The 14,543-nt window shown below is 54.9% G+C and carries 6 protein-coding genes, 2 tRNA genes and 4 rRNA genes; 2 read left to right on the forward strand and 10 right to left on the reverse strand.

The window, feature by feature from the left end:
* The first annotated feature begins 78 nt into the window (after positions 1–78).
* The gene (gene edd, locus JEM67_RS25255) at positions 79–1,893 is read left to right on the forward strand and encodes a phosphogluconate dehydratase (RefSeq protein WP_199635659.1); all 1,815 of its coding nucleotides are present in this window, start codon (positions 79–81) and stop codon (positions 1,891–1,893) included.
* Between the two features lie 43 nt (positions 1,894–1,936).
* The gene (locus tag JEM67_RS25260) at positions 1,937–2,578 is read left to right on the forward strand and encodes a bifunctional 4-hydroxy-2-oxoglutarate aldolase/2-dehydro-3-deoxy-phosphogluconate aldolase (protein ID WP_199635658.1); all 642 of its coding nucleotides are present in this window, start codon (positions 1,937–1,939) and stop codon (positions 2,576–2,578) included.
* A 27-nt stretch (positions 2,579–2,605) separates the two neighbouring features.
* Here the strand turns inward: JEM67_RS25260 and aceK are convergent, their stop codons facing one another.
* From aceK to JEM67_RS25310, 10 genes are all read right to left on the reverse strand, one after another.
* Positions 2,606–4,360, reverse strand: a complete 1,755-nt coding sequence (aceK, locus tag JEM67_RS25265; RefSeq protein WP_199635657.1) for a bifunctional isocitrate dehydrogenase kinase/phosphatase — start codon at positions 4,358–4,360, stop codon at positions 2,606–2,608.
* 70 nt (positions 4,361–4,430) lie between these two features.
* Positions 4,431–5,738 (reverse strand): isocitrate lyase, encoded by a 1,308-nt coding sequence (aceA, locus tag JEM67_RS25270; protein WP_199635656.1) that lies wholly within the window; start codon positions 5,736–5,738, stop codon positions 4,431–4,433.
* Between the two features lie 47 nt (positions 5,739–5,785).
* Positions 5,786–7,384, reverse strand: coding sequence for a malate synthase A (gene aceB / locus JEM67_RS25275; RefSeq protein ID WP_199635655.1), 1,599 nt, complete (start codon positions 7,382–7,384; stop codon positions 5,786–5,788).
* Positions 7,385–7,771: 387 nt separating this feature from the next.
* On the reverse strand, positions 7,772–8,701 hold the full coding sequence (gene metA / locus JEM67_RS25280) for a homoserine O-acetyltransferase MetA (protein WP_004948912.1): 930 nt from the start codon (positions 8,699–8,701) through the stop codon (positions 7,772–7,774).
* Between the two features lie 382 nt (positions 8,702–9,083).
* A 5S ribosomal RNA gene (gene rrf / locus JEM67_RS25285) occupies positions 9,084–9,199 on the reverse strand.
* A 51-nt stretch (positions 9,200–9,250) separates the two neighbouring features.
* Positions 9,251–9,326, reverse strand: a tRNA-Thr gene (locus tag JEM67_RS25290).
* A 13-nt stretch (positions 9,327–9,339) separates the two neighbouring features.
* Positions 9,340–9,455 (reverse strand): 5S ribosomal RNA (rrf, locus tag JEM67_RS25295).
* A 108-nt stretch (positions 9,456–9,563) separates the two neighbouring features.
* Positions 9,564–12,473 (reverse strand): 23S ribosomal RNA (locus tag JEM67_RS25300).
* A 246-nt stretch (positions 12,474–12,719) separates the two neighbouring features.
* Positions 12,720–12,795, reverse strand: a tRNA-Glu gene (locus tag JEM67_RS25305).
* A 145-nt stretch (positions 12,796–12,940) separates the two neighbouring features.
* A 16S ribosomal RNA gene (locus JEM67_RS25310) occupies positions 12,941–14,482 on the reverse strand.
* The 16S, 23S and 5S rRNA genes sit together here with 2 tRNA genes alongside, the layout of an rRNA operon.
* Positions 14,483–14,543: the final 61 nt, after the last annotated feature.

The raw sequence follows: 14,543 nt of genomic DNA on the forward strand, positions 1-14,543 counted from the left end.
TTGCACATCAGGGCTGCAATCAACCACCGGGGGCAGCGCCACTGGCGACGTCAATAACAACAGCAATGTGAGGAAGGTATGCTTAATCCAACCCTATCTCGTGTCACACAGCGCATCATCGAACGTTCCAAAGAGAGTCGAACCGCCTATCTGGCGCGCATCGAGGCCGCTCGCTCCCAAACCGTGCACCGCGCGCAACTGGCCTGCGGCAACCTGGCGCACGGTTTTGCCGCCTGCCAACCGGATGACAAAACCGCGCTGAAAAATATGGTGCGCAGTGATATCGCCATCATCACCGCCTATAACGACATGCTTTCCGCCCACCAGCCGTATGAGAACTACCCGCAACGCCTGAAACAGGCGCTGCACGCGGTGGGCGCAGTCGGCCAGGTGGCCGGCGGCGTACCGGCGATGTGCGACGGCGTGACCCAGGGGCAGGACGGCATGGAGCTGTCGCTGATGAGCCGAGACGTAATCGCTATGTCTTCAGCCATCGGCCTGTCGCACAACATGTTCGACGGCGCGCTGTTCCTCGGTATCTGCGACAAAATCGTACCGGGTCTGGTGATGTCCGCCCTGTCCTTCGGCCATTTGCCGGCGCTGTTTGTGCCCGCCGGCCCGATGAGCAGCGGTCTGCCGAACAAAGAGAAAGTGCGCGTGCGCCAGTTGTACGCCGAAGGCAAGGCTGACCGCCTGGCGCTGCTGGAAGCGGAGGCCGCCTCTTATCACGGCATCGGCACCTGCACCTTCTACGGCACCGCCAACACCAACCAGATGGTGATGGAAGTGATGGGCCTGCACCTGCCGGGCGCGTCCTTTGTTCACCCCGCCACGCCGCTGCGCGATGCCCTGACCGACGCCGCCGCGCGCCAGGTCACCCGCCTGACCGAAACCGCCGGCAATTATCTGCCTGTCGGCCAACTGGTGGATGAGAAAGTGGTGGTGAACGGCATTGTTTCACTGCTGGCCACCGGCGGCTCCACCAACCTGACCATGCACATGGTAGCGATGGCGCGCGCTGCCGGCATCATCATCAACTGGGACGATTTCTCAGAACTGTCAGATGCAGTGCCGCTGCTGTGCCGCATCTACCCAAACGGCCCGGCGGACATCAATCAGTTCCAGGCTGCAGGCGGCGTAGCCTTGGTGGTACGCGAGCTTTTGAAGCATGGCCTGCTGCACGAGGACGTGCACACCGTGGCCGGCTTTGGCCTGGCGCGTTACACCCAGGAACCGTGGCTGGATAACGGCCAACTGGCCTGGCGTGAAGGGGTGGAAAGTTCGCTAGACGCCAAGGTGATCGCCAGCCTTGCCCAACCGTTCGAACATCACGGAGGCACCAAGGTGCTTTCCGGCAACCTCGGCCGGGCTGTGATGAAAACCTCGGCGGTGCCGAGCGACAATCAGATTATCGAAGCGCCGGCGATAGTCTTCGAAAGCCAGCACGACATCGTACCGGCGTTCGAAGCCGGCAAACTGGATCGCGACTGCGTGGTGGTGGTGCGTTTCCAGGGGCCACAGGCCAACGGCATGCCAGAGCTGCACAAGCTGATGCCGCCGCTGGGCGTGTTGATGGATCGTGGTTTCAAGGTGGCGCTGGTGACCGACGGCCGCTTGTCCGGCGCTTCCGGCAAAGTGCCCTCCGCGATTCACGTTACCCCGGAGGCCTACACCGGCGGCATGCTGGCTAAGGTGCAAAACGGCGACCCGATCCGCGTTAACGGCCGCACCGGCGAACTGGAGTTGTTGGTCGACGCCGATGTGCTGGCGCAGCGCGCGCCCTCTCAACCGGACCTGAGCGCGGAACACGTCGGTTGCGGCCGCGAACTGTTCGGCGCCTTACGCAGCCAGCTTTCCGGCGCTGAACAAGGTGCCTGCTGCATTAAATTTTAATCGTTAGCATGGCCACGGCGGCCATAACTGGAGAACATCGTTAATGAACAATTGGAAGACAAGCGCAGAGCAAATCCTGATGGCAGGGCCGGTCGTACCGGTGATCGTCATCAACAAGCTCGAACATGCGGTTCCGCTGGCAAAAGCCCTGGTCGCCGGCGGCGTGCGGGTACTGGAAGTGACGCTGCGCACCGCCTGCGCGATGGATGCGATCCGCGCCATTGCCCAGGAAGTGCCGGACGCGATTATCGGTGCAGGCACCGTGATTAACCCGCAGCAGTTGCAGCAGGTGACCGACGCCGGCGCACAGTTCGCCATCAGCCCGGGCCTGACCGACGAGTTGCTGAAAGCAGCCACCGCCGGTTCGATCCCGTTAATTCCCGGTATCAGCACCGTGTCTGAACTGATGCTGGGTATGGATTATGGCCTGCGCGAGTTCAAGTTCTTCCCGGCGGAAGCCAACGGCGGCGTGAAAGCGCTGCAGGCGATCGGCGGCCCGTTCCCGCAGGTGCGCTTCTGCCCCACCGGCGGCATTTCACCGGGTAACTACCGCGACTATTTGGCGCTGAAAAGCGTGCTGTGCATCGGCGGCTCCTGGCTGGTGCCGGCGGATGCGCTGGAAAACGGCGACTACGCGCGCATCACCGAATTGGCGCGCGCAGCCGTTGCGGGTGCCGTGGCTTAATCGTATCGGGCGCGGCATGCCGCGCCTCTACGCGGTGGCTGATGTTGCGGGCAGCGCCATGCCGCTGCGCTGGCTGAAACGCCGTTTCTTGCGGTAAGCGAACACATCTTCCACATGCCCATCGCGGATACGCTGTTGCAACCCGCGCCAGTAGTCGGCCTCGAACAGGTCACTGTGCATCTCTTCAAACACCTGGCGGATGCGTCGATCGCCGCACAGGAAATGCCTGAACTCCTCCGGAAACACGTCGTTCGGCGACACGCTGTACCACGGCTCGCTGGCCAGTTCGTCCTCCGGATAGCGCGGCGGCGGAATATCGCGGAAATTCACCTCGGTCATGTAGCAAATTTCATCGTAATCGTAGAACACCACCCGCCCGTGACGGGTCACGCCGAAGTTCTTGAACAACATATCGCCGGGGAAAATATTGGCCGCCGCCAGTTGCTTGATGGCGTTGCCGTACTCCTCAATCGCATCGCGTATCTGCTGCTCACTGGCCTGCTCCAGATACAGGTTCAGCGGCGTCATGCGCCTTTCCATATACAGATGCTTGATCACGATGCGATCGCCCAAATCCTCCAGCTTGTCCGGCACTTCGCGCTGCAACTCCGCCAACAGTTCCGGGCTGAGACGCGCTTTGTCGACGACAAAATTCTCGTATTCCTGGGTATCCGCCATACGCCCGACGCGATCGTGTTCTTTCACCAGTTGGTAACAGGCCATTACCTGCGCCTGCGTCACTTCTTTTTGCGGTGCGAACTGATCTTTGATCACTTTGAACACCCGATCGAACGACGGCAGAGTAAACACCAGCATTACCATACCCTTGACCCCTGGTGCGATGATGAACTGCTCCTGCGAGCGGGCCATGAACGTAAGGTATTCGCGGTAACATTCTGTTTTACCGTGCTTCTGGCAACCAATCGCCATATACAACTCGGCGGTGGTTTTACCCGGCAGGATCTCGCGCAGCCACTCGACCATAGCCGCCGGCAACGGTGCATAAACCATGAAGTACGAGCGGGCAAAGCCGAACACGATGCTCGCCTCGGCCTTGCTGGTCAGGCAGGTATCGATAAACAGCGCGCCGGAATCGCTGTGATGAATAGGCAGCAGGAAAGGATAAACCCCCTCCGCCAATCGCAGTTTGCCAACCAACCAGGCGGCCTTGTTGCGATAAAACAGCTCATTGGCGATCTGGAACGTCGCCCCCGCCAGTTGCTGTGCGCTAAAGTTTTGCTGCAATGCCAGGGTGATGTAATGAATATCGCGCGGTAAGTTTTCCCACGGCAGGCGCAGAGGTAAATCGGTCAGTAGGGTGTGCAGCATCGCCGGGACGTCGCCGCCGGCGGTAAAATTGCGCGACAGCGGGCGCGGGATGTCGCGAAAACGCACTTCCGGCTGTGAACTGAAAACAAACAGCTTTTCCGGCGTCAGATCGCGGTGCCGGAACAAGCGGCAGTAGACCGAATTAAAGAAGCTCTCGGCAATCTCGAAACGCGGGTACTCCGGCAACAAATCGGTATAGACCGCCTTCACCCGGCAAGGGAAATCCGCATCAAAATATTTTTGCCCGGTGATGCACTTGAGTTGCTCCACCACCAGACCGACATGATGATCATACAGATGGATACGCTTTTTCATCGCCTGCTGTACGGCAGGCCAATCCGCTCGCTCAAAGCGCTGCTGAGCGCCGGCGGTCACCTCGAGGAAACGGCCGTATTGCGCATCAAAGCCCTGCAGGATCGTCTGTGCGATCAACAACTCCAGTTTTGCCGCCATCCTTACCTCCCGCCAGAAAACAGAGCCTGCATAAGCAGGCTCTGGAATACCCGTTATCAGCGCAGTTCCATCAGAACTGTTGCTCTTCCGTCGAACCGGTCAGCGCGGTCACCGAGGATGCGCCACCCTGAATGATGGTGGTGACTTTATCGAAGTAGCCGGTGCCCACTTCCTGCTGGTGTGAGGCAAAGGTGTAGCCACGCGCAACGGCGGCGAATTCCGGCTCTTGCACCTTCTCGACGTAGTGTTTCATGCCTTCACCCTGCGCATAAGCGTGTGCCAGATCGAACATGTTGAACCACATGCTGTGGATGCCGGCCAGGGTAATGAACTGGTATTTGTAGCCCATCGCGGACAGCTCTTCCTGGAAGCGAGCGATAGTCTGATCGTCCAGGTTCTTTTTCCAGTTGAACGACGGCGAGCAGTTGTAGGCCAGCAGCTTGCCCGGGAACTTGGCATGGATCGCGTCGGCGAAACGCTTGGCCGCTTGCAGATCCGGGGTTGAGGTTTCACACCACACCATGTCCGCATAAGGGGAGTAGGCCAGCCCGCGGCTGATCGCCTGTTCGATGCCGGCATGGGTGCGGAAAAAGCCCTCGGCGGTGCGTTCACCGGAAACGAATTCGCTGTCGTAAGGATCGCAATCGGACGTCAGCAAATCAGCCGCATCGGCATCCGTACGCGCAATCACCAGCGTCGGTACGCCGAGAACGTCGGCTGCCAGACGCGCGGCAACCAGCTTCTGAATCGCTTCCTGGGTTGGCACCAGCACTTTGCCGCCCATATGGCCGCATTTTTTTACCGCCGCCAACTGGTCTTCGAAATGCACCCCGGCGGCACCGGCTTCAATCATCGCTTTCATCAGTTCGTAGGCGTTCAGTACGCCGCCAAAGCCGGCTTCCGCATCGGCGACGATCGGCAGGAAGAAATCGGTGTAGCCTTTGCTGCCCGGTTCAATCTTGTTGGACCACTGGATCTGATCGGCGCGGCGGAAAGTGTTGTTGATACGCTCAACCACCGTCGGTACCGAGTCCACCGGGTACAGCGACTGGTCCGGGTACATCGCGGTCGCGGTGTTGGCATCCGCCGCCACCTGCCAGCCAGACAGGTAAATCGCCTCGACACCCGCTTTGGCCTGCTGCAACGCCTGGCCGCCAGTCAGCGCACCCAGGCAGTTAACGTAGCCTTTGCGTGATTTACCATTCAGCAGATCCCAAAGTTTGGCAGCGCCGTTCTGCGCCAGAGTGCAAACCGGGTTGACTGAGCCACGCAGGTTGATCACGTCTTCGGCGCTGTATGGGCGAGTGATGCCTTCCCAACGGGCCGATTTCCATTCCTGTTCCAGCTGTTGAATCTGTTGAGTACGTGAGGTAGACATAATTTTTATCCTTTTCAATAATGTAGGGTTAATGTTCAGGAATGTTTTCAGGCCAGTAATTCGTAGCCGGGCAATGTCAGGAAATCGATCAGCTCATCTGAAACGGTGATTTTCTCCATCAGACGCGCGGCCTCGGTAAAACGCCCGTGGCTGAAACGTTGCTCGCCGAGTTCTTCTTGAATAACGAGAACTTCTTCGGCAAGCATCTGACGGAACAGCGCTTTGGTGACCAATTGGCCGTCGCTGAGGGATTTTTCATGGTGGATCCACTGCCAGATCGAGGTACGGGAAATTTCTGCCGTCGCCGCATCCTCCATCAGCCCGTAAATCGGTACGCAGCCGTTGCCGGAGATCCAGGCCTCGATGTATTGCACCGCCACGCGAATGTTGGCACGCATACCGGCTTCGGTCCGTTCGCCGTCGCAAGGCTCCAGGAGTTGCGCGGCACTGATCGGCGCATCGTTTTCACGCAGCACTTCCAGCTGATTGCGGCGCTCGCCGAGTACCCGGCTGAACACCTCCATCACGGTGTCCGCCAGCCCTGGGTGCGCCACCCAGGTGCCGTCGTGGCCGTTATTGGCCTCCAGCTCTTTATCCGCCCGCACCTTGTTCAGCACCCAGGCGTTTTTCTCGGCATCTTTGCTCGGAATAAACGCCGCCATGCCGCCCATCGCGAAGGCGCCACGTTTGTGGCAGGTTTTGATCAGCAAGCGGGAATAGGCGCTGAGGAACGATTTGTCCATCGTGACCGACTGACGATCCGGCAACACCCGGTCAGCATGGTTTTTCAGCGTTTTGATGTAGCTGAAGATGTAATCCCAACGACCGCAGTTCAACCCGACGATATGGTCGCGCAGGTGATACAGGATCTCATCCATCTGGAAGACCGCCGGCAAGGTTTCGATCAGTACCGTGGCTTTGATGGTGCCGCGCGGCAAATCAAAACGATCCTCGGTAAAGCTGAATACCTCGCTCCACCAAGCCGCTTCCTGCCAGGACTGGGTTTTCGGCAGATAGAAGTAAGGGCCGCTGCCTTTTTCCAGCAGTTGGCGGTAGTTGTGAAAGAAATACAGTGCGAAATCAAACAGGCCGCCGGGGATCGCTTCCCCCTGCCACTGCACGTGTTTCTCCGGCAGATGCAGACCACGCACACGGGCGATCAATACTGCCGGGTTCGGCTTCAACTGATAAATCTTTCCGGCTTCGTTGGTATAGGAGATGGTGCCGTTCACCGCATCATGCAGGTTGATTTGCCCCTCGATCACTTTGTCCCAGCTAGGTGCAAGCGAGTCTTCGAAATCAGCCATAAACACCTTCACATTGGCGTTCAAGGCATTGATCACCATCTTGCGTTCAACCGGCCCGGTGATTTCTACCCTGCGGTCGCGCAGATCATCGGGAATACCCAGGATCTTCCACTCACTTTCACGAATGGAAGTGGTTTCCGAAATAAATCCTGGAAGATCGCCTTGATCGATCTTCTGCTGCCAGCAGGCGCGCGCAGCCAATAGCTTGTTGCGCTGTGGAGTAAATTTACCCACCAGTTCCGCCAGGAATTCGACCGCGTCATCCGTTAACACCTGTCGCTCAGCAGCGGTAAAACCCTGCGTAAATGTTAACTCCGTGCCTACTATCTGTTGCGTCATTGTCTTACTCCTTCCCATTGTTGCGCACCCACCGTTGCCAGGAGAGCAGCGCCTCTTCATCAGAAATCAGTGCGGATCAGGGCAGACAAAACGATCCCGACTGGTCAGATCTCAACCCCATTGGATCTAAGAATACTCAACTAAAAATAAAAATCAAAAACGATTTCCATTTTAATATTAAATATTTTATTAATCTTTTATTATCAATACGTTAAATTAACTAACAAACTTAACAGACAAGGAAACCGGTTCCATTAAATATAAAAAGATGAAACAAGTATTTGTTAACAAATGGATTTTATTGAAAATATGAAGGGGAAAATGGGTTCTGGCTAGAAGGGGAAAACATCGGCGGCCTCGATTCAGCCGCCGGTTAAGGTAAAAACGTTACTCGAGAGTGGGGTTCATATGGCGCAGATCGTACGGCGTGATCTGGTAAACATAGTAGTTCAGCCAGTTGGCGAACAGTAGATGGCCATGGCTGCGCCAGGACGCTTTTGGGGTGAGTTCGGGGTTATCATCGGGGAAGTAGTTTAGCGGAACAACAGGGTTAAGGCCGGCCTCGTTATCGCGACAATACTCACCCGCTAACGTCAACGCATCATACTCCGGGTGACCAGTCACAAATGCCAGCCGCTTGTCCTTGCTGGCGAATAAATAAGCCCCGGTTTGCTCCGACTCGGCCAGAATATCCAGATCCGTGTATTGACGAATAATCTCTGTAGGGAAGTCCGCATAGCGTGAATGCGGTGCCAGGAAGGTCTCATCAAAACCACGAGTCAGCAGTGCATGCTGCTGCAATGTCTGATGCTGATAAACGCCCGAGAGCTTCTCCTCACGCGTCATCTTCGGGATGCCGTAGAGGATATTCAGCGCGGCCTGTACCGCCCAGCACACGAACAGCGTAGAGGTGACGTGGTTCTTCGCCCAGTCGATAACGCGTTCTATCTGCGGCCAGTAGGCAACATCACAGAAATCAACCAACCCCAACGGGGCGCCGGTTACGATCAGGCCATCGAAGTTCTGATCCTGAATGTCTTCAAAATCACAGTAAAAATTGTTCAGATGCTCCGCCGGCGTATTCTTCGACTCACGGCTGTCGATACGCAGCAGCTGGATGTCAATTTGCAGCGAAGAGTTGGAAAGCAGACGCAAAAACTGGTTTTCCGTCTCGATCTTCTTTGGCATCAGGTTAAGGATCAGTACTTTCAACGGCCTGATTTCCTGTGTTTTTGCCCGAGAGGATGTCATCACAAAGACATTCTCATTGCGCAAGAAACTGACTGCAGGTAACTCATCAGGAACACGAATCGGCATTGCTTAATCCTCATACATCCGTTTATACGTTTAGACTTCTAGATGCCCAAAGATAGCGTTTTTTTGGCACAATGTCGAGTGTTCAACGGTAAGGTGAAAATGTTTCATTGCAGAGAGCCAGGGGGAGATGAGAGACCGTTATCGTGCAATGCTGAAAAGCCAAGAGGCCATCCTTTCAGATGGCCTCTTGGCTTAAGTGATGCTTGACAGTGTCCTACAATACTCGTCTCATCCTGAGACTCACCCCTTCGGGGCCGCCGCAAACGGCGTTGAAGCCCGTTCCCGACGGGCTTTTCGCATGCCCATGCTCGAGTAGAACGCCGAAAAATAGATAAAACAAAAAGCCCTACGCTTTCACGTAGGGCTTGTTGCTTTAATTGATGCTTGGCAGTGTCCTACTCTCGCATGGGGAGACCCCACACTACCATCGGCGCTACGGCGTTTCACTTCTGAGTTCGGCATGGGGTCAGGTGGGACCACCGCGCTATTGCCGCCAAGCAAATTCTTTTAATTCTTTTTGCCGAACTTCTAAACCCACTTTAAATAAAGTGGTGCTGATACCCAGAGTCGAACTGGGGACCTCACCCTTACCAAGGGTGCGCTCTACCAACTGAGCCATATCAGCACACTAATTTGATGCCTGGCAGTGTCCTACTCTCGCATGGGGAGACCCCACACTACCATCGGCGCTACGGCGTTTCACTTCTGAGTTCGGCATGGGGTCAGGTGGGACCACCGCGCTATTGCCGCCAGGCAAATTCTGTTTCATTCCAACCGCTTCACTCTCGTGTCGCCATTGAAATCAATCTCGGAACTTCGCTGAAAATCTACACCAATCTCTCTAAAACACCTTCGGTGTTGTAAGGTTAAGCCTCACGGATCATTAGTACTGGTTAGCTCAATGCATCGCTGCACTTACACACCCAGCCTATCAACGTCTTAGTCTTAAACGTTCCTTCAGGGGCCTTAAAGGCCCAGGGAAGACTCATCTCGAGGCAAGTTTCGCGCTTAGATGCTTTCAGCGCTTATCTTTTCCGCACTTAGCTACCGGGCAATGCCATTGGCATGACAACCCGAACACCAGTGGTGCGTTCACTCCGGTCCTCTCGTACTAGGAGCAACCCCTCTCAATCTTCCAACGCCCACGGCAGATAGGGACCGAACTGTCTCACGACGTTCTAAACCCAGCTCGCGTACCACTTTAAATGGCGAACAGCCATACCCTTGGGACCTACTTCAGCCCCAGGATGTGATGAGCCGACATCGAGGTGCCAAACACCGCCGTCGATATGAACTCTTGGGCGGTATCAGCCTGTTATCCCCGGAGTACCTTTTATCCGTTGAGCGATGGCCCTTCCATTCAGAACCACCGGATCACTAAGACCTACTTTCGTACCTGCTCGAGCCGTCACTCTCGCAGTCAAGCTAGCTTATGCCTTTGCACTAACCTCACGATGTCCGACCGTGATTAGCTAACCTTCGTGCTCCTCCGTTACTCTTTGGGAGGAGACCGCCCCAGTCAAACTACCCACCAGACACTGTCCTCACCCCGGATTACGGGGCCGAGTTAGAACATCAAACATTAAAGGGTGGTATTTCAAGGTTGGCTCCACGCAGACTGGCGTCCACGCTTCAAAGCCTCCCACCTATCCTACACATCAAGGCTCAATGTTCAGTGTCAAGCTATAGTAAAGGTTCACGGGGTCTTTCCGTCTTGCCGCGGGTACACTGCATCTTCACAGCGAGTTCAATTTCACTGAGTCTCGGGTGGAGACAGCCTGGCCATCATTACGCCATTCGTGCAGGTCGGAACTTACCCGACAAGGAATTTCGCTACCTTAGGACCGTTATAGTTACGGCCGCCGTTTACTGGGGCTTCGATCAAGAGCTTCGCCTTGCGGCTGACCCCATCAATTAACCTTCCAGCACCGGGCAGGCGTCACACCGTATACGTCCACTTTCGTGTTTGCACAGTGCTGTGTTTTTATTAAACAGTTGCAGCCAGCTGGTATCTGCGACTGGCTTCGGCTCCAAGAGCAAGTCTCTTCACCTACGCGCCAGCGTGCCTTCTCCCGAAGTTACGGCACCATTTTGCCTAGTTCCTTCACCCGAGTTCTCTCAAGCGCCTTGGTATTCTCTACCTGACCACCTGTGTCGGTTTGGGGTACGATTCTGTGTTACCTGATGCTTAGAGGCTTTTCCTGGAAGCTTGGCATCAACTACTTCTGCACCGTAGTGCATCGTCATCACGCCTCAGGGTTGAATAAGAGAACGGATTTACCAATTCTCTCCCCCTACACGCTTAAACCGGGACAACCGTCGCCCGGCTAGCCTAGCCTTCTCCGTCCCCCCTTCGCAGTAACACCGAGTACAGGAATATTAACCTGTTTCCCATCGACTACGCCTTTCGGCCTCGCCTTAGGGGTCGACTCACCCTGCCCCGATTAACGTTGGACAGGAACCCTTGGTCTTCCGGCGAGCGGGTTTTTCACCCGCTTTATCGTTACTTATGTCAGCATTCGCACTTCTGATACCTCCAGCAACCCTCACAGGCCACCTTCAACGGCTTACAGAACGCTCCCCTACCCAACAACGCCTAAGCGTCGCTGCCGCAGCTTCGGTGCATGGTTTAGCCCCGTTACATCTTCCGCGCAGGCCGACTCGACCAGTGAGCTATTACGCTTTCTTTAAATGATGGCTGCTTCTAAGCCAACATCCTGGCTGTCTATGCCTTCCCACATCGTTTCCCACTTAACCATGACTTTGGGACCTTAGCTGGCGGTCTGGGTTGTTTCCCTCTTCACGACGGACGTTAGCACCCGCCGTGTGTCTCCCGTGATAACATTCTTCGGTATTCGGAGTTTGCATCGGTTTGGTAAGCCGGGATGGCCCCCTAGCCGAAACAGTGCTCTACCCCCGAAGATGAGTTCACGAGGCGCTACCTAAATAGCTTTCGGGGAGAACCAGCTATCTCCCGGTTTGATTGGCCTTTCACCCCCAGCCACAAGTCATCCGCTAATTTTTCAACATTAGTCGGTTCGGTCCTCCAGTTAGTGTTACCCAACCTTCAACCTGCCCATGGCTAGATCACCGGGTTTCGGGTCTATACCTTGCAACTATTCGCCCAGTTAAGACTCGGTTTCCCTACGGCTCCCCTATACGGTTAACCTTGCTACAAAATATAAGTCGCTGACCCATTATACAAAAGGTACGCAGTCACCCAACAAAGTAGGCTCCCACTGCTTGTACGTACACGGTTTCAGGTTCTATTTCACTCCCCTCGCCGGGGTTCTTTTCGCCTTTCCCTCACGGTACTGGTTCACTATCGGTCAGTCAGGAGTATTTAGCCTTGGAGGATGGTCCCCCCATATTCAGACAGGATGTCACGTGTCCCGCCCTACTCATCGAACTCACAGAATGTGCATTTTAGTGTACGGGACTATCACCCTTTACTGTGCGACTTTCCAGACGCTTCCACTAACACACAAACTGATTCAGGTTCTGGGCTGTTCCCCGTTCGCTCGCCGCTACTGGGGGAATCTCGGTTGATTTCTTTTCCTCGGGGTACTTAGATGTTTCAGTTCCCCCGGTTCGCCTCATACGACTATGTATTCATCGTATGATAGTGCAACGGATTGCACTGGGTTTCCCCATTCGGGTATTGCCGGTTATAACGGTTCATATCACCTTACCGACACTTTTCGCAGATTAGCACGCCCTTCATCGCCTCTGACTGCCTAGGCATCCACCGTGTACGCTTAGTCACTTAACCTCACAACCCGAAGGTGTTTCTGTAAACAGAAAACACTGTCGTGCTGTTTATTTGAGAGACTCTATGACAGGTTACTCCTTACCCCAATACATCTACGGAGGGATAAGTTTCAGCTGTCATGTTTCAATTTTCAGCTTGTTCCAGATTGTTAAAGAGCAATATCTTAAACACGACTCGCAAGAGTCATCTTTAAGATTTTTTCGGTTATGACTAACCGGTGATAATGTCTTTCACTCATTATCGGATTGGCGTCCCCAAGGGGATTCGAACCCCTGTTACAGCCGTGAAAGGGCAGTGTCCTAGGCCTCTAGACGATGGGGACACGAAAATCCGATTAAACTGAACGTCTTAATCGGTTCGTATCAGCATGAGTCAGAGACTCATTACATCAACAGGTAGCGCTTTTGCTCATTACTTTTTCATCAGACAATCTGTGTGAGCACGCCACTCGAATCAATATCATTAGGTAAGGAGGTGATCCAACCGCAGGTTCCCCTACGGTTACCTTGTTACGACTTCACCCCAGTCATGAATCACAAAGTGGTAAGCGCCCTCCCGAAGGTTAAGCTACCTACTTCTTTTGCAACCCACTCCCATGGTGTGACGGGCGGTGTGTACAAGGCCCGGGAACGTATTCACCGTAGCATTCTGATCTACGATTACTAGCGATTCCGACTTCATGGAGTCGAGTTGCAGACTCCAATCCGGACTACGACGTACTTTATGAGGTCCGCTTGCTCTCGCGAGTTCGCTTCTCTTTGTATACGCCATTGTAGCACGTGTGTAGCCCTACTCGTAAGGGCCATGATGACTTGACGTCATCCCCACCTTCCTCCGGTTTATCACCGGCAGTCTCCTTTGAGTTCCCGACCGAATCGCTGGCAACAAAGGATAAGGGTTGCGCTCGTTGCGGGACTTAACCCAACATTTCACAACACGAGCTGACGACAGCCATGCAGCACCTGTCTCAGAGTTCCCGAAGGCACTAAGCTATCTCTAGCGAATTCTCTGGATGTCAAGAGTAGGTAAGGTTCTTCGCGTTGCATCGAATTAAACCACATGCTCCACCGCTTGTGCGGGCCCCCGTCAATTCATTTGAGTTTTAACCTTGCGGCCGTACTCCCCAGGCGGTCGATTTAACGCGTTAGCTCCGGAAGCCACGCCTCAAGGGCACAACCTCCAAATCGACATCGTTTACAGCGTGGACTACCAGGGTATCTAATCCTGTTTGCTCCCCACGCTTTCGCACCTGAGCGTCAGTCTTTGTCCAGGGGGCCGCCTTCGCCACCGGTATTCCTCCAGATCTCTACGCATTTCACCGCTACACCTGGAATTCTACCCCCCTCTACAAGACTCTAGCTTGCCAGTTTCAAATGCAGTTCCCACGTTAAGCGCGGGGATTTCACATCTGACTTAACAAACCGCCTGCGTGCGCTTTACGCCCAGTAATTCCGATTAACGCTTGCACCCTCCGTATTACCGCGGCTGCTGGCACGGAGTTAGCCGGTGCTTCTTCTGCGAGTAACGTCAATGCAATGTGCTATTAACACATTACCCTTCCTCCTCGCTGAAAGTGCTTTACAACCCTAAGGCCTTCTTCACACACGCGGCATGGCTGCATCAGGCTTGCGCCCATTGTGCAATATTCCCCACTGCTGCCTCCCGTAGGAGTCTGGACCGTGTCTCAGTTCCAGTGTGGCTGGTCATCCTCTCAGACCAGCTAGGGATCGTCGCCTAGGTGAGCCATTACCCCACCTACTAGCTAATCCCATCTGGGCACATCTGATGGCGTGAGGCCCGAAGGTCCCCCACTTTGGTCCGTAGACGTTATGCGGTATTAGCTACCGTTTCCAGTAGTTATCCCCCTCCATCAGGCAGTTTCCCAGACATTACTCACCCGTCCGCCGCTCGTCACCCAGAGAGCAAGCTCTCCTGTGCTACCGCTCGACTTGCATGTGTTAGGCCTGCCGCCAGCGTTCAATCTGAGCCATGATCAAACTCTTCAATTTAAAAGTTCGATTTGCTTCAACTCGTGAAGCGATGCTCAAAGGTTACTAAATGAATTTTACT

The organism is Serratia sp. PAMC26656 (assembly GCF_016469055.2).
GTDB classification, from domain to species: Bacteria; Pseudomonadota; Gammaproteobacteria; order Enterobacterales; family Enterobacteriaceae; genus Serratia; species Serratia plymuthica.

Bases quoted from the DNA above. Each gene is read 5' to 3' on its own strand.
- edd (WP_199635659.1), top strand. From the start codon at position 79: ATGCTTAATCCAACCCTATCTCGTGTCACACAGCGCATCATCGAACGT.
- JEM67_RS25260 (WP_199635658.1), top strand. From the start codon at position 1,937: ATGAACAATTGGAAGACAAGCGCAGAGCAAATCCTGATGGCAGGGCCG.
- aceK (WP_199635657.1), bottom strand. From the start codon at position 4,360: ATGGCGGCAAAACTGGAGTTGTTGATCGCACAGACGATCCTGCAGGGC.
- aceA (WP_199635656.1), bottom strand. From the start codon at position 5,738: ATGTCTACCTCACGTACTCAACAGATTCAACAGCTGGAACAGGAATGG.
- aceB (WP_199635655.1), bottom strand. From the start codon at position 7,384: ATGACGCAACAGATAGTAGGCACGGAGTTAACATTTACGCAGGGTTTT.
- metA (WP_004948912.1), bottom strand. From the start codon at position 8,701: ATGCCGATTCGTGTTCCTGATGAGTTACCTGCAGTCAGTTTCTTGCGC.